This window comes from Pseudooceanicola lipolyticus (assembly GCF_002786325.1).
GTDB lineage: Bacteria > Pseudomonadota > Alphaproteobacteria > Rhodobacterales > Rhodobacteraceae > Pseudooceanicola_C > Pseudooceanicola_C lipolyticus.
On the sequence record NZ_PGTB01000006.1, the window covers coordinates 43,819 to 59,217 of the forward strand.

At 64.1% G+C, this 15,399-nt stretch carries 12 protein-coding genes; 5 read left to right on the plus strand and 7 right to left on the minus strand.

Annotation, left to right across the window (positions count from 1 at the left end; translation table 11 throughout):
• Positions 1–3: 3 nt before the first annotated feature.
• The 3 genes from larB to CVM52_RS04140 are packed head-to-tail and all read right to left on the minus strand — an operon-like array spanning position 4 to position 2,229.
• Entirely contained in the window at positions 4–750 is a 747-nt protein-coding gene (gene larB / locus CVM52_RS04130; protein ID WP_100161337.1) for a nickel pincer cofactor biosynthesis protein LarB, read from the minus strand.
• Positions 692–1,429 carry an ATP-dependent sacrificial sulfur transferase LarE gene (larE, locus tag CVM52_RS04135; RefSeq protein ID WP_240620857.1) on the minus strand — a complete coding sequence of 246 codons (738 nt, stop codon included), beginning with the start codon at positions 1,427–1,429 and terminating at the stop codon, positions 692–694. The genes larB and larE overlap by 59 nt, the downstream gene beginning before the upstream one ends.
• A 44-nt stretch (positions 1,430–1,473) precedes the next feature.
• Complete coding sequence (locus tag CVM52_RS04140; protein WP_100161339.1) at positions 1,474–2,229, minus strand: FadR/GntR family transcriptional regulator; 756 nt, start codon at positions 2,227–2,229, stop codon at positions 1,474–1,476.
• A gap of 253 nt (positions 2,230–2,482) precedes the next feature.
• Here CVM52_RS04140 and CVM52_RS04145 point away from each other — a divergent pair, with 253 nt between their 5' ends.
• The 4 genes from CVM52_RS04145 (at position 2,483) to CVM52_RS04160 (ending at position 8,646) form a co-directional block, all read left to right on the plus strand.
• On the plus strand, positions 2,483–3,442 hold the full coding sequence (locus CVM52_RS04145) for a TAXI family TRAP transporter solute-binding subunit (RefSeq protein ID WP_240620858.1): 960 nt from the start codon (positions 2,483–2,485) through the stop codon (positions 3,440–3,442).
• Between the two features lie 128 nt (positions 3,443–3,570).
• Positions 3,571–5,445 (plus strand): TRAP transporter permease, encoded by a 1,875-nt coding sequence (locus tag CVM52_RS04150; protein ID WP_100161340.1) that lies wholly within the window; start codon positions 3,571–3,573, stop codon positions 5,443–5,445.
• Positions 5,446–5,478: 33 nt separating this feature from the next.
• Complete coding sequence (locus tag CVM52_RS04155) at positions 5,479–7,185, plus strand: thiamine pyrophosphate-binding protein (RefSeq protein WP_100161341.1); 1,707 nt, start codon at positions 5,479–5,481, stop codon at positions 7,183–7,185.
• 12 nt (positions 7,186–7,197) lie between these two features.
• Positions 7,198–8,646 carry an FAD-binding oxidoreductase gene (locus CVM52_RS04160; protein ID WP_100161342.1) on the plus strand — a complete coding sequence of 483 codons (1,449 nt, stop codon included), beginning with the start codon at positions 7,198–7,200 and terminating at the stop codon, positions 8,644–8,646.
• A gap of 132 nt (positions 8,647–8,778) precedes the next feature.
• On the opposite strand, the gene larC is transcribed toward CVM52_RS04160, so the two are convergent.
• A complete protein-coding gene (gene larC, locus CVM52_RS04165) occupies positions 8,779–9,960 on the minus strand; it encodes a nickel pincer cofactor biosynthesis protein LarC (protein ID WP_100161343.1) in 1,182 nt (393 codons plus the stop codon).
• On the minus strand, positions 9,960–11,273 hold the full coding sequence (locus CVM52_RS04170) for a nickel pincer cofactor-dependent isomerase, group 22 (RefSeq protein ID WP_100161344.1): 1,314 nt from the start codon (positions 11,271–11,273) through the stop codon (positions 9,960–9,962). Before CVM52_RS04170 ends, larC begins: the two co-directional genes overlap by 1 nt.
• A gap of 436 nt (positions 11,274–11,709) precedes the next feature.
• Here CVM52_RS04170 and CVM52_RS04180 point away from each other — a divergent pair, with 436 nt between their 5' ends.
• Positions 11,710–12,486, plus strand: a complete 777-nt coding sequence (locus tag CVM52_RS04180) for a GntR family transcriptional regulator (RefSeq protein ID WP_100161346.1) — start codon at positions 11,710–11,712, stop codon at positions 12,484–12,486.
• 229 nt (positions 12,487–12,715) lie between these two features.
• Here CVM52_RS04180 and CVM52_RS04185 read toward each other — a convergent pair whose 3' ends face one another.
• Positions 12,716–13,636, minus strand: a complete 921-nt coding sequence (locus CVM52_RS04185; protein ID WP_100161347.1) for a dihydrodipicolinate synthase family protein — start codon at positions 13,634–13,636, stop codon at positions 12,716–12,718.
• 11 nt (positions 13,637–13,647) lie between these two features.
• Complete coding sequence (araD, locus tag CVM52_RS04190; protein ID WP_100161348.1) at positions 13,648–15,390, minus strand: L-arabinonate dehydratase; 1,743 nt, start codon at positions 15,388–15,390, stop codon at positions 13,648–13,650.
• Positions 15,391–15,399: the final 9 nt, after the last annotated feature.

Genomic DNA, 15,399 nt, shown 5'->3' on the forward strand with positions numbered 1-15,399 from the left:
CGGTTACTCCCCCGATTTCGCGCGGCGCATCATATTGGCCAGTCTCAACGCCGAAGTCGCCGCGCCATAGCCATTGTCGATGTTCACCACCGTCACACCCGGTGCACAGCTGGCCAATATCGAATCGAGCGCGACCCTCCCGCCGCGGGCAACACCATAACCGACCGAGGTTGGCACACCAATAACCACCCCCGGAACCAGCCCGGCAACAACCGACGGCAGCGCCGCATCCATCCCCGCGAAGACGATCACCACATCCATCTCGCGCAGCAATTGCTCGCGCGCGAGCAGGCGCCAGAGGCCTGCGACGCCTACATCCGAGACTTCACTTGCGTCCATCCCGCCATAGGCCAGCGTGCGTTTCGCTTCGGCCAGCGGGACATAATCAGAGGTACCGGCACTGACCAAGGCGATGCGCGGATTCTTGGACAAAGGTCCGATTTTGCCCAGAATGGCGGTGCGGGATGCCGCGCAATAGTCGACCGATCGGCGCAGGTCGTCCGGCAATGCGGCAAATTGGTCAGCCGTCAGCCGCGTCAGCAGAAGCCGGCGGTCCTCGTCCCGCGCATCCGCCAGAATACCGGCGATCTGGCTGACCGACTTTTGCCCGCAGAGCACCGCCTCCTCGATCCCGATCCGGTGGCCTCGGCCCCGGTCGAAGGTCACGTCAGGATGCCTGTCCGGGCCTGCCTCATTGATGGACAAATGCACTTCCTCTCGAATAGGCGCGCAGGCGTATCGGCCGGTCATCGGCGGTGAACCGCTGCACCTGCGCCACGATTTCCGCGCGCTTCTGCGCGGAAAGGCTGGCCAGCGCAAGCCGATCGAGTTCAACAGCCCAGCCGCCGCGCAGCAGGCGGCAGCGCAGGGTCACGTTGCCCAAAAGCCCTCTGAGCATCATCTCGACCCGGTCGATCACCTGCAGATCCGCAGGTTCCACCCGCAGACCGGTTTCGATCCGGCTGGCCAGACAGGGCGCCGCGGGCAATTCCGCCAGATCGCCAAGCCCGAGCATACGCGCCAGCACCCGCACATCCGCCTTGGACATTTCCGCATCGACGAAAGGATGCAGCACCCCATGTTCCGCTGCCGCCTGCAATCCGGGTCGGTAATCGGACAGGTCATCGGTATTTGTTCCCGCCGCCACCAGCGGCCCCATGCGGGCAAGCGTGCCATAGAGGTTCGACTTGCAGAAATAGCAGCGGTTCACCGGATTGGCGCGATAGGCCGGATCGGCGAATTCTCCCGCATCGACCAGTTCGAGATGCAGCCCCCGGTCTGCCGAAAACGCCTTGACCCGCGCCGTGGCGGCGGCGGGCACAGCGGCAGAGACAGCATGGCAAAGCGTTACCCTATCGGCGCCACGCACATCGGCCGCGGCGGCGGACAGGGTCAGGCTGTCGATCCCACCGCTCAGGGCAATGGTCAAGGACGCGGGTGCCTCGAGCGCAGCGTAGAGGGCCGCCGGTACGCTCATCCGCTCAGGCCATCTTTCATCTTGAACCGCGCCAGCAGCCGCGCGCTCGACATCTGCAAATGGTCCCGCATCCGCTGCCGCGCGCTCTCGGCGTCGCCCTTGGCGATGGCGGCGGCGACGGCGTGGTGTTCCTGCACGGCATCCCGGCTTTCGCCGCCGACCTTGATGGCCTGCAGCCGCCCGGCCAGCATGGTCTCGCGCAGGCTGGCGCCTAGGTAGTTGAACAGGCTCAGGTAATAGCTGTTCCCGGTCGCCTCGCAGACCGCACGGTGAAAAGCCAGATCGGCGTTCACCCCCGTATCCACAGCGGGGCCGGCGCCACGGATGGCGCGGCCATAGGCGTCCGCGGCGCGCTGGATGCCTTCCCGCGCCTCGGGCGTGGCGCGGGCGGCGGCAATCGCCGCGGCCTCGATCTCCAGCCCCATGCGCAATTCGAGAATCTGTTCCAGCTTGCGCTGGCTCTCCATATCGCGTTCGGAAATCGCAAAGCCTTGACGGGGCCGGTTGCTTTCCACGAAGGCCCCGCGCCCCTGTCGGCTGGACAACATGCCTTCGGCCTTCAGCCGCGCTACGGCTTCGCGGATCACGGTGCGGCTGACATCGAAATAACCCGCCAGCGTGCTTTCGGAAGGCAGCACCTCTCCGACGCTCCAGACACCGTTTACAACGTTCTGCCGCAGGACCTCGGTCACCTGGTCGCTGAGCGTCGCCCCGTCGACAAGCGGCGCTGGCGCCTGAAGATTTCCTGTCATGGTATCAACTTCCTTTTGCCGAATGGTACTCCTGTATGACAAGTTGTCAATACTGACGCTTTTCCGCTAAAATCCCCGCTTTCAGCCGCATACAACATGACAGGGACCGCGATTTTTCCACAAATTTGTATTTATTATTGACAGGCTATTGAAACCACCGCAGTCTGCAAAATCACGGCAAGCGGGTGTCAGGGAGGGCCCGGAACCCATCCAGATTCTGCCGACACACAGTCAAAACTCGGGAGGAGTTTCAATGTCACTTATCTTCAAGACGATTCGCCAGACAGCGGCGGCCACCATCCTTTTCACCGCCACCGGCATGGCCGCACAGGCGCAAGACATAGTCATGGCCACCGGCCAGCAGGGCGGCTCCTGGTATCCGGTGGGCGGGGCCATCAAGGCGATCATGGAGCGTGAAAACCCCGACATGGACATCACCGTGATGCCGGGCGCCGGCGTCTCCAACGTGGTGGGCGTGGATGCGGGCCGCTTTGGCATCGCCTTTGCCAATTCGATCTCCACCGTGGACAGCATGTCCGGCAAGGAGCCCTTCCGCAAGGCCACCACAAATGTGTGCAACCTTGGCATCCTCTACCCGCAATATTTCCAGATCGTCGCGCTGGCCGATTCCGGCATCGAGACGGTCGCCGACATGAAGGGCAAGCGCCTGACCACGCAGCAGCTGGGCAACACGGGCGAATTCCTGACCCGTGAACTGCTCTCCACCGCCGGCATGACATTCGACGACCTGTCGAGCGTGGCCAACACCTCCTATTCCGACTCCGCCTCGCAGATGAAGGACGGCCAGGCCGATTTCTTCACGCTGGGCTCGTCGCTGCCGACGGGTTCGGTGATGGATCTGGCCTCCTCACGCAAAATTCGCCTGATCGATGTGGATGAGGAAACCTTTAAATACTTCAAGGACAAGAATGCGGCCTTCCAGCGTCGTGAAGTCAAGGCCGGTGCCTATCCGGGCTTCGACGAAACCGTCCATGCCATCAGCTATGACACGCATCTGGTCGCACCCTGCGACTTTGACGGCGAGATCGTCAAATCCGCGCTCGCCGCGATTGCCGACAACAACGACAGCTTTGCCGCCATCAGCAAATCCATGGCGAACCTGACCGTCGAGGAAATGGCCACCGACATCGGCGTGCCGTTCCACCCTGCCGCAAAGGAGTTCTACGCCGAGCGCGGCGTTTCGGGGATGTAATCCACCGCTGACAAACAAAGGGCCGGCCGGGGAATGTGCTCCGCCCGGCCCACAGTCACCAGTTCCATGGCGCGGACGGCTGCAATCCGGCGCGCATGGCTGCCCCCACTCTAGACGCGAGAACCCCCATGCAACTGTCGATCTTTTTTGACAAGATGCCCCTGATTACCCGCATCGCAAGGCTGATCCTGATTGGCATGGCGGTCTGGCATCTCTACGTCGCCTTCGTCGGCCCGCCCAACCCCTATATCATGCGCGGCGTTCACGTCGCCCTGGCGCTGCTGCTGATCTTCATCACCGTAAACCGCAAAGGCCTGCGCCATGAAGTCCCGCGCTGGTACGACGTGGTGCTCGGTCTGGTGGCCATGGGTGCGGCGCTCTATCCTTCACTCAATCTCGACTACATCACGCAGCGGTTTCTCTATGTCGACCCGCTGCTGCCGATCGACATCGTGGTGGGGATCATCCTTGTCGTCCTGCTGCTCGAAGCGACGCGCAGGATGCTCGGGCCGATGCTGCCCATCACCGCGATTCTCTTCATGGCCTACGGGCTGACCTTCACCTCCACACTCCCTTCGGTGATCCTCGAACAACTGTTCATGACGCCCGAAGGCATCTTCGGCATCCCGATCGCGGTCTCGGCCACCTATATGGTGCTCTTCATCCTCTTCGGCTCGCTCGTCGAACGTATGGGCGTCGGCCAGCTGTTCATGGATTTCGCCGTGGCGCTTACCGGACGTCAGGTCGGCGGCCCGGCCAAGGTGGCCTGCGTGACCTCGGGCCTCTTCGGCTCTGTGTCCGGCTCGGCGGTGGCCAATGTGATGACCACCGGCACCTTTTCCATCCCGCTGATGAAGCGCATGGGCTTCAAGCCCGCCTTCTCTGGCGCGGTCGAAGCCGTGGCCTCCACCGGTGGCCAGATCATGCCTCCGGTCATGGGTGCGGCGGCCTTTGTCATGGCCGAATACCTCGGTGTCGGCTACCTGACGGTGGCGAAATACGCGCTTGCCCCGGCCATTCTGTTCTATGTCGCCCTCTTTGCCGCGGTGCATTTCGAAGCCAAGCGCAAGGGCATCGGCTCGGTCCCGAAAGAAGACCAGGTGCCGCTCAAGCAGGTGCTGACGGAACGCGGGCATCTGTTCCTGCCGCTGGCGATCATTGTCGGTGTGCTGATGATGGGCTATTCCGCGCCCTACGCCGCGCTCTGCGGGATCATCTCGATCGTGCCGGTTGCCGCCTTGCGCAAGACCACGCGGCACTACGTCAATATCGACAACATCCTCGACGCGCTTGAAAGCGGCGCGCGCAATGTGCTGTCGATTGCCGCGGCCTGTGCCTGTGCGGGCATCGTCGTTGGCGTGATCGACATCACCGGCCTCGGCCTGACCTTCTCCAACTTCGTCATCGAAGCGGCGCAGGACACGCTGGTTATCGCGCTCTTCCTGTCGATGATCGCCGGCATCATCCTTGGCATGGGGATGCCGACGACACCGGCTTATATCGTGCAGGTTGCCCTTCTGGTGCCGGCGCTGGTGAAACTGGGCGTGCAGGTCGAAGCGGCGCATCTCTTCGTCTTCTACTTCGCGATCCTCTCGGCCATCACCCCGCCCGTGGCCATGGCGGTCTATGCGGCCAACACCCTGTCGCAAGCCAAGATCGTCGCGGCAAGCTGGGCTGCCGTGAAACTCGGGGCCACCGGCTTCATCGTGCCTTTCATGTTCGTCTATGAACCGGCGATCCTAATGCAGGGCTCGGCCATGCAAGTGACGCTTGTGCTGCTGCAGGCCACCATCGGGGTGATTTTGCTGGCCGCCGCCCTCCAGCGTTACTACTTTGGCAGGCTATCCAGCGCATTGTCGGTCGTCCTCTTCGGCGCCTCGCTGCTGCTGATCTATCCCGATCTGCGGCTTACCGCCTCGGGCCTGGTCATCGCGGCGATCATCCTGGCCTTCCAGGTGGCCAGGAACCGCAATGTGAACAGCCAGCCTGCCACACATTTCTGATAATCTGAACGATCGGAACGGAGCACTTTCAACATGCTGCAAAAAGTATCCCTCAAGGCGCGGACGGGCGGACAGATCCTCGTGGATCAACTGCTGATCCACGGTGCCGACACCGCCTATTGCGTGCCTGGTGAAAGCTATCTTGAGGTGCTCGATGCGCTCCATGACGTGCAGGACAGGTTCAAGCTGGTCAACGCGCGGCACGAGGCAGGGGCGGCCAATATGGCCGAGACCTATGGCAAGCTGACGGGCAAGCCGGGGATTTGCATGGTCACGCGTGGCCCCGGCGCCTGCCACGCGGCCATCGGCGTGCATATCGCGCAACAAGACAGCACGCCGATGATCCTGCTGGTCGGTCAGATCGCCCGTGAAACCACCGATCGCGAAGCCTTTCAGGAAATCGATTACCGCGCGATGTTCGGCCCCATTGCCAAATGGGCCACCCAGATCGACGATCCGGCCCGCGTGCCCGAATATATGGCCCGCGCCTTTCGCGTGGCCACTTCGGGCCGCCCCGGCCCGGTGGTGATCGGCCTGCCCGAGGACATGTTGACCGAGGTTGTCTCGGTCCCGGACGCGCGGCCCTACAGTGCCACCCATGCGGCGCTTTCGGCCGAAAATCTCGCCATGCTGAAAACCCAGCTTGTGCAGGCCGAGCGCCCCCTGATGCTGCTTGGCGGGTCCGGCTGGTCGGATGAAAGCGCCGCAGCCATCACCCGCTTTGCCGAGACGAACCAGATCCCGGTTGCGACCTCCTTCCGCCGTCAGGACATCGTCGACAATCTCTCGCCGGTCTTTGCCGGGGATTTCGGCACCTCCACCGCACCCAGCCTCTATGCGCATCAACGCGAGGCCGACCTTCTGCTCGTCATCGGCGCACGTTTGGGCGAAATGACGACCAAGACCTATACCACCATCCAATCGCCCAACCCGGCAACACGTCTGGTGCATCTCTATCCCGACCCGGATGAGATCGGCCGCGTCTATTCGCCGGATCTTGGCATCGCCGCGGCCCCTGTCTCGGTGGCCGCCGCGTTGGACGGCGTCGATCTGGGCCGAGCGCAGGCCTGGGGCGGCTGGTGCGAAACTTTGCACGCCGATTACCTGGCCGATACCGAAGCACCCAATGGCGGCGAATGGGATCTCGACATGGGCGTGGCCCTTGCCCAGCTGCGTGATCTACTGCCCGATGATGTCGTGGTGACGCTGGACGCCGGCAATCACACCGGCTGGGCGCAGCGGTTTTTGCGGTTTGGCCGGCCCGGCCGCATCATCGGCTCGACCTGCGGCGCAATGGGCTATTCCGTGCCGGCGGCCGTTGCCGCATCGATTGCCCGGCCGGACCGCCTGACCCTGTCTTTCGTCGGCGACGGCGGTTTCATGATGAGCGGCAACGAACTGGCCACCGCCGCACAATATGGCGGACGTCCCATCGTGCTGCTGTTCAACAACGGCATCTACGGCACGATCCGCATGCATCAGGAACGCGACCACCCCGAGCGGGTTTCAGGCACCACGCTGCAGAACCAGGATTTCGTCAAGATGGCCGAGGGGCTTGGTGCCCATGCCGAGCGGGTCACCAGGACCGCCGATTTCGCCGATGCTTTTGCCCGCGCCCGCGACAGTGGCCGCCCGGCCTTGATCGAACTGGTGACCGATCCCGAACAAATCTCGACTCGCACCACCATCAGCAAGCTGCGCGAGGCAGCTCGGAAAAAGGCCGAAGCCGGCCAGCGTTGAAGGATTGAAGAGATGACCACTCTGAGCGCGCCGCCGACCGCGCCCGAAGCGGACGGTCGGGACCACACCGCCCTGCTGGCAAGCCTGCGCGAAGCCATCGGTGCCGCCCATGTCGTGACCGAGGCCCAGGACATGGCCGCCCGGCTCGTCGAGGATCGCGGCTTGCGGCAGGGCACGGCGCTGGCCTTGCTGCGGCCCGGCAGCACCGAAGAGGTCGCCACCTGCCTGCGCCTGTGCAAGGCGGCCAAGATGCCGGTCACCCCGCAGGGCGGCAACACGGGCCTTGCGGGCGGCGGTGTGCCGGATGGTGGGATCATCCTGACCACCGACCGGCTGAACCGCATCCGCCAGGTCGATCCGACCAATGCCACGATCACGGTCGAAGCGGGCTGCATCCTTGCCAATATCCAAGCCGCCGCCGATGCGGTTGACGCCCTTTTCCCGCTGTCACTGGCCTCTGAGGGCTCTTGCCAGATCGGCGGCAACCTCTCGACAAACGCAGGCGGCACCGCGGTGCTGCGCTATGGCAATGCCCGTGATCTGGTGCTCGGCATCGAAGCGGTGCTGCCCGATGGCCGGGTGCTGAACGACCTCAACGGGCTGCGCAAGAACAACACGGGATTTGACCTCAAGAACCTCTTCATCGGCGCCGAAGGCACCCTGGGGATCATCACCACCGCGGTTCTGAAACTCTTTCCAAAACCCAGCGCCCGTGCCACGGCGCTGGTGGCCTGTACCGGCCCGGACCCGGCGCTTGCGCTTTACGCGAGGATGCGCAGCCAGACCGCCGATACGCTCTCGACCTTCGAATATGTCGAACGGCTTGGCCTGGAAATGGTGATCGACCACACCCCGGGCTGCAGCGATCCGATGAGCGAAGCGCATCCGGCCTATTGCCTGATTGAACTTACCGGCAATGGCGCGCAGGCCGACCTCGACACACGGCTCGAAGGCGCACTCGAAGTGGCCTTTGAAGCCGACCAGATTGTCGACGCCGTGATCGGCGCATCCGAGGCGCAGAAAGACGCGCTTTGGGCATTGCGCGAAAACCTGTCGGAAGCGCAGAAACATGAGGGCGCCTCGATCAAGCACGATGTGTCGGTCCCGGTGTCCCGCGTTGCAGATTTTATCAAGGTCGCAACCCAGGCCTGTATGGATCACATGCCCGGCCTGCGCCCCTGTCCCTTCGGGCATTTCGGCGACGGCAATCTGCATTTCAACCTGACGCGCCCGGTGGACATGGCGGATGCCGACTTCCTCGCCGAGTACGGCGCATTTAATCGCATCGTGCATGACATCGTACACGAGATGGGCGGGTCCTTCTCGGCCGAACACGGGATCGGCACCTTCAAGCGGGCCGAGCTGCGCCGCTACAAGGATCCGGTGGCGCTTGAACTCATGGCCCAGATCAAGGCCACCCTGGACCCCGATGATCTGATGAACCCGGGCAAGGTGCTCTGAATCCCCGTGCGGTATCGGGCATCGACATTGCCTAAACGGTCACAAAGCTCGCCTTCGTGGGCGCGACGGACTTAACCGTTGGCATACGCGGCTGGGTGGCGGGCAAGCAGGAATATCCAAAGTGCCCACGCGTCAGGTCTCTGCCGCACGGGCCCGCATCCGCCGCTCGTGCAGCGTTTCGGCATCGGCCAGATCGTCGCTTTCGGCCTTGATGGTTTCCTGCCCGCCGGGCCGCTGCGCCCGCTTGCGCCGCACCGCGCCAGCCATGTCACTTTCGCGCGGCAGGATCAGGCGGTCCACGACCGCACGCCTCAGCCCGAGCGTCGAGGTCAGCTCGAACAGCCGCGTGGCGATGGCGTCTGCGGACGCGGGCCGCACCAGCAATTCCATCCGAGTGACCGGGCGGGATTTCTTCCCCTGCCCGGACAGCAGCAGCAGATCGACCACCCCCGGCAGATCGCGCAGCCTGTCAACCGCCGCACCAAGCTCCTCGCCCGTCATATCGTCGATGTCGCAGGCCAGCTGGACCAGGCTGTCCTGATGAAACCCCGCCTCATCGGTGTCGAAGACGCTGACGCGCAGGATATTGGGCAGCCCTTTCATCACCCGAGTCCCGGCCCCCGATCCGGTGCCGCGCAGCCGCCCCGGCGGGCGGCTCACCGTCGGGCAACCGCCGGTGACATGGGCGAGGATCGCGGCCCCGGTGGGGGTAACGCGCTCGCCCGGCACACCGTCGTCATGCCAGTCAAAGCCCTGCAGGATAAGCGCTGTGGCGGGTGCGGGCACCGGCATTTTGCCATGTGCCGTATCGACCAGCCCGCCCCCGAGCGGAAGGGGGGCGAGCGAGAATGTTGCCCCGCTGAGCGCGGCGCAGATGCTCCCGGCGGCGGTGACATCCATCAGCGCGTCCCAATCGGCAATCTCGTGAAAATGTACCCGGTCGATGGGAATGCCGTGCACTTGTGCCTCGGCCTCGGCGATCCGGTGCAGGATGGCACAGGCCGCCGCGGCGGTGCCCTCCAACAGCGGCGCCCGCTCCAGAAGGTCGCGCATCGCGCGGTAGGTGGTCTCGGCCCCGTGGCGCGATCCCGCGCCTTCGGCTGCCAGCACCAGTTCAAACCGTCGGGCGGTGATGCCCGAGGCGATATGTTCGGACAGTTCTGCCCGCCCCACCTCTGCCGGCAGCACCGCGGCCACATCGGCCAGCGCGCGCTCGACGAGATCGGGGAAGGCATCGAGCATCGCCGCGATGAACATGTCTCCCGCAGCGCCCCCGACCGGGTCGAGATGCAGGTGCAGTCCCTGCCCTCCCATCAATGTACCTCCGGCCATGGATTGTGCAGAAGTCCAGCGCTGAACTGCATCTCTTGCAGCGCGCCAATCACCTCCAGCCCCGGCCGCTCGCGCAGTTCCGGCAGCATGGCCTCCGAGGCATAGATATATTCCAGCTTCAGCGTGTTCGGGATCCGCAGCAGACGCACCTTGGCGATATCCTCGGCTCCGCATGTCTTGATCGCCGTCTGAATCGCAGTGCGGTCACACGGCATGACCATCGGGATCTTGGCCTGTTTCACCACCTGCGAGGTGATCGCATTGGCATAGACCGCCTCGCGATCGAAATCCGCCTCCAACCGCCGGGTGATGACATCCGCCCGCGCGGCGCCGTTGCCATTGCCGTTGCTGCGCGGCGACAGGCCAAGCGCCACCAGCCGCGCGATATGCAGGTGCACCTGCATCTTGTCGCTGGTGAAGCGATGGGTGATGTTCGGATCCATCCCGGTACCCGAAAATTCCTTGCCGATCTCATCGACCACCAACACGTCGAGATCTCCCGAGGCGGTCGGCGCCTCGAGTGGCCCCAGCGGCAGGCGCGGCATGTTGCGCATCGCCTCCTGCAACAGCGGCGCTTCGGCCTCCAGCATGCCCTCGCTGTCCAGTGCCACGACCCGCGCCAGCCCGTCATAGGCGTTCTCGATCGTGCCGATCCCGAACAGCACCTTGCAACGCGCCAGCTTCATCCGCGCCATTTCGGCCACGAAGGTACCGACATTGTCGATGCCCCGCGAATGGCAGGTCTCGGCCCCCGACTGCTTGCCCAGGCCAATTGAGAGCATCTTGGCCAGCCCGCTCTCATTGGGTGCGCGGAACGACGTATGCGGTTTGATCCGGTTGAACAGGATGATGCCGTCGGCGGAATTGGCATGACGGTCCATCCGCACCGACAGACCATTGTCGAGCACGCCGATCTCGTCCGTATCCATCGACGAACGGATCTCGCAGCCGAGGCTTTCTTCAGTCACGCCCAGCTTGGCCAGCAATGCGGTCTGCCCCTCGGCGGTGGCACCGCCGTGGCTGCCCATGGCGGGAACGACGAAGGGATGCGCGCCGCGCTCGCGAACCTCGTGGACAATCGCGGCCAGCAGTTCCGGCAGGTTGGCCAGCCCGCGGCTTCCGGCGGTGATGGCGATGGACATACCGGGGCGCACCTTGTCCACGCAGGCGGCTTTCATCGCCTCGGCCACGGCGGCCTGCGGCACCTCGATCTGGGTGGCTGCGAATTCCTGGCGGCACAGCGCAATGCGCGGCAGCGGCGTGTTTTCGACCAGTTTCACATAGTTCGGTTTCATCTGCGCTGTCCTTCCAGACGTTTACCCAGTTCAGCCCATGACCCCGATGGGCCAGGGTGCCATTTCTCTTCGCCGGGACGAAACGCCTCGGGTATTGCTTTGCTCACCCGAGGCATTGGCCAGGATAGGTTCGATGCGTGCTGGCCCCAGTTCTTCGAGGCTCTGTTCGCCGCCGACACCGGGCCGCCGGCGGTGTCCCTATCGTCGCACAGCCTCCTTGCCTTCCGCGATGTGCGCGCCGTACCGCCGAGATGCTGCGCCGAACGGGTCGCGACAACGCCACTCTCCGTGGGTGACAGCAGCATCACCCTTGCCTCCCTGTCTTCTGGCATGGTCTGGCTGCCCATCGGATGCTTTCTTTCGGGGGCCAAAAAAATCGCTTCGGTCAGATGCGATCAACTGATATATTAGATTTAACAGCTATGGAAGAGCCCGCATGACTTCATTGAACAAGCCTGCAGCGCAGAGTGCACAGGCTTTTGCCAAAAGCATCCTCGGCGGCGGAGCAGGTTTGGGCTTGTTTGAAGGCGGCCCAACCGGGCGTGGGGTCTATGACACGCTGCGCGATCAAATCGTCAAGCTCGACCTGCCGCCGGGCACGCCACTTTTGCGGGCCGAGCTCGCGGAAATCCATGGCGTCAGCCTCACCCCCTTGCGCGACGCGCTGCAGCAGCTGGCCAAAGAGGGGCTGGTCAAAATCTACCCCCAGTCCCGCACATTGGTCACCCCCATCGACATGTCGGCCATCCGCGAGGCGCAGTTCATGCGCATCGCGCTGGAAACCGAGGTGGTGCGCCGCCTTGCCGAGGAAATCGCAGCCGAGGCGCTGACTCGTCTGCGCAGCATCGTTGCCCTGCAAAGCAGCATCATGGATCAGCCCGGCGACGTGCTGACCTTTCAGGAACTCGACGAAGTGTTTCACCAGACCCTGTTTGTCGCGGCGGGTCATGTTCAGAGCCAGCGCATCATGCGCAGCCATGCAGGCCATCTGGAACGCCTGCGCCGCCTGAACCTGGAAGACAGCGACGACGCAGGGCGCCTTCTGAACAACAGGGAAGTCATCCAGGGCCATAGCCAGATCCTCGACGGCATCGAAGCAGGCGATGCGGCGCGCGCGATGGATGCCTTGCGCCAACACCTGCAGCGCACGGTTGACCGGATGTCGGAAAAGCAGGCGGCTTTTCCGGAGTACTTCACGCCGGAAAAACCCTGACGCCGCGCTTGCCCTCTGGGTCCGGTCTCGAAGGTCACCCGCGGCGGAGTTTCGGCGACGCGAAACGTGCCCGCCTGGTTTCAATCTTCACGCGTGGGAATGTCGCCCAGGGTGATGGCGGGCCGACCCGAATTGCGCGCCTTGCCTGCCAATGGCTCGCCCCAAGGCCCCCTGATTGCGCAAGCTGCGCTTGTGAAATCAGCGGCCGGTTTCTCCCGCCCGGCTGGGTTTATGCCGGCTCTTCGCTCAGCTGATCCAATCGGTTTTCAGCTATGAATTGATCAAGCGCCGCCTGCTGCCGTTCAGTCAAAGGCCAGGCAGAGGGCGGCCGTGTCGCGCCGCAGTCCTGCCCGATCGCCATCAGCGCGGCCTTGACACCGGTGACATTGGTGCCGTTGTGTTCTTCCGCGCGGATGTCCTCGAACAGACGCATTCCAGCAATCAGCCGGTTCGCCTGTGCATAGTCACCCGCATCTAGGGCGGCGTGAATCGCGACCGACCGCTCTGGCCAGACATTGATCAACCCCGAGGTAAAGCCGCGCGCCCCCACCGCATAAAGCGGCGGCGCCCAGACCTCGGCCAAGCCGCCGACCCAGACGATATGATCAGGGGCGGCGCTGATGGCGCGGGCAAGGTTCAGCGGGTGGGGCGTGGCCCATTTGACGCCCATGACTCCCTCAATCTCGCAGAGGCGCGCGATGCCCTCCGGCCCCATCGCGTCATTGCGCAGATACAGCATGATCGGCAGCCCGCCCGAAGCATCGCGCACGGCACGCACGTAATCCACCGTGCCACGGGGCGAGACGAACGGGTCCGGCGGCTGGTGGATCATCAGCGCATCCGCGCCCGCATCGGCGCTGGCCCGCGCCAATGCACAAGCATCGCGTATGCCGCGACCGACCCCGGCCAGCAGCGGCGCGCGCCCGTCGACCATTCCGGCCACTTCGCGCACCATGGTGCAGGCCTCTTCGTTGGTCAGCGCGTAATATTCGCCGGTATTGCCGTTCACGACCGGGATATGCACCCCGGCCTCGAGCGCCCGGTCGATGACCGGCGCAAGCTTGCCCGGGGCGATTTCCCCTTCCGCATCATAGGGTGTCACGAGGATACCCGAGATTCCGGTCAGCGCCTTTTTCAGATCATGTGTCATCCTCGCCCCCTTCAGAAAATGTCCGGCTCACCGGCCGCCCTGCCAAAGCCCGAGGTTAGGTAATCAAAGTCACAGCCCTTGTCGGCCTGGCCCACATGGCGCTGGAACATATAGCCCCAGCCGCGTTCGAACCGGGGTTCCGGCGCCTGCCATGCGGCGCGGCGGGCGGCAAGTTCTTCCTCATCCACCAGCATATCCAGGCTCCGCGCCTCCAGGTCCATGCGCACGATATCCCCGGTCTTGAGCAACGCCAGCGGCCCGCCGACAAAGGATTCCGGTGCCACATGCAAGATGCAGGCGCCGTAGGACGTGCCCGACATCCGCGCGTCCGAGATGCGCAGCATGTCGCGGTGCCCCTGTTTGAGCAGCGCCTTGGGCATCGGGAGCATCCCCCATTCGGGCATGCCTGGGCCACCTTGCGGCCCGGCGTTGCGCAGCACCAGCACATGATCCGGCGTCACATCGAGGTTTTCGTCGTCGATCGCCTGCTTCATCTCGGGGTAGCTGTCAAAAACCAGCGCCGGGCCTTCGTGGCGGTGGAACTTCGGGTTGCAGGCGGCGGGTTTGATCACCGCTCCGTCGGGGCAGAGATTGCCCTTGAGCACCGCGAGCGACCCTTCCTTGTAGACCGGGTTCGACAGCGGGCGGATCACATCGTCATTATGAACCGGCGCTCCGGCGATACCTGTTTCCAGTGGCTTGCCCGTGCAGGTGATCGCCGTGCGGTCCAGCTTGTCGCCCAATTGATCCATCAGCGCCCGCAGCCCGCCCGCGAAATAGAAATCCTCCATCAGGTAGTTACTGCTACCGAGGGGCCGGATATTGGCGATCAGCGGCGTGATCCGGCCCAATGCATCCAGATCATCGAGGTTCAGCTCGACCCCGGCGCGGTGCGCCATGGCCAGCAGATGCACCACCGCATTGGTTGAACAGCCCGTCGCCATCGCCACCGTCGCCGCATTCTGAACGGCGGCCGGCGTGATGATCTTGTCCGGCGTCAGATCCTCCCAGACCATGTCGACGATCCGCCGCCCGCAGGCCGCGCTCATCCGCTTGTGGCCCGCATCCGCCGCAGGAATCGACGAGGCCCCGGGCAGGGTCAGCCCCATCGCCTCGGCAATGGCCGTCATGGTCGAGGCCGTGCCCATCGTCATGCAATGCCCATAGGATCGCGCGATGCCGCCCTCGATACCGACCCATTGCTCGGCCGAAATCGTGCCGGCGCGGCGCTCATCCCAGAATTTCCAGGCATCCGAACCCGAGCCAAGCGCCTGCCCAGCATAGTTGCCGCGCAGCATCGGACCGGCAGGCAGAAAGATGAAAGGCACGCCCGCGCTGATCGCACCCATGGTCAGACCGGGGGTGGATTTGTCACAGCCCCCCATCAGCACCACGCCGTCCAGGGGATGCGAACGGATCGTCTCTTCGGTCTCCATGGCGATCATGTTGCGATAGAGCATCGAGGTCGGTTTGGTGAAACTCTCGTCGATGGAGATTGTCGGAACCTCCAGCCCCAGGCCGCCGGCCTGGGCGATCCCCTTTTTCACATCTTCCGCACGGTCGCGGAAATGCAGGTGGCAGGGGTTCAGCTCGGACCAGGTGTTCAGGATGCCGATCACGGGCCGGCCCTCCCAATCCTCGGGCGCCAGCCCCATCTGCATCATCCGGGAACGATGCCCAAAACTGCGCAGATCGTCGGGTCCGAACCAGCGCGCGCTGCGCAATTGGTCGGCGGTCTTTTTGTCATCGGCCATGGGCACCTC

What these genes read in the sequence shown, in the direction of transcription:
- larB (WP_100161337.1), bottom strand. Translation starts at nt 750, where the DNA reads ATGACCGGCCGATACGCCTGCGCGCCTATTCGAGAGGAAGTGCATTTG.
- CVM52_RS04140 (WP_100161339.1), bottom strand. Translation starts at nt 2,229, where the DNA reads ATGACAGGAAATCTTCAGGCGCCAGCGCCGCTTGTCGACGGGGCGACG.
- CVM52_RS04145 (WP_240620858.1), top strand. Translation starts at nt 2,483, where the DNA reads ATGTCACTTATCTTCAAGACGATTCGCCAGACAGCGGCGGCCACCATC.
- CVM52_RS04150 (WP_100161340.1), top strand. Translation starts at nt 3,571, where the DNA reads ATGCAACTGTCGATCTTTTTTGACAAGATGCCCCTGATTACCCGCATC.
- CVM52_RS04155 (WP_100161341.1), top strand. Translation starts at nt 5,479, where the DNA reads ATGCTGCAAAAAGTATCCCTCAAGGCGCGGACGGGCGGACAGATCCTC.
- CVM52_RS04160 (WP_100161342.1), top strand. Translation starts at nt 7,198, where the DNA reads ATGACCACTCTGAGCGCGCCGCCGACCGCGCCCGAAGCGGACGGTCGG.
- larC (WP_100161343.1), bottom strand. Translation starts at nt 9,960, where the DNA reads ATGGGAGGGCAGGGACTGCACCTGCATCTCGACCCGGTCGGGGGCGCT.
- CVM52_RS04170 (WP_100161344.1), bottom strand. Translation starts at nt 11,273, where the DNA reads ATGAAACCGAACTATGTGAAACTGGTCGAAAACACGCCGCTGCCGCGC.
- CVM52_RS04180 (WP_100161346.1), top strand. Translation starts at nt 11,710, where the DNA reads ATGACTTCATTGAACAAGCCTGCAGCGCAGAGTGCACAGGCTTTTGCC.
- CVM52_RS04185 (WP_100161347.1), bottom strand. Translation starts at nt 13,636, where the DNA reads ATGACACATGATCTGAAAAAGGCGCTGACCGGAATCTCGGGTATCCTC.
- araD (WP_100161348.1), bottom strand. Translation starts at nt 15,390, where the DNA reads ATGGCCGATGACAAAAAGACCGCCGACCAATTGCGCAGCGCGCGCTGG.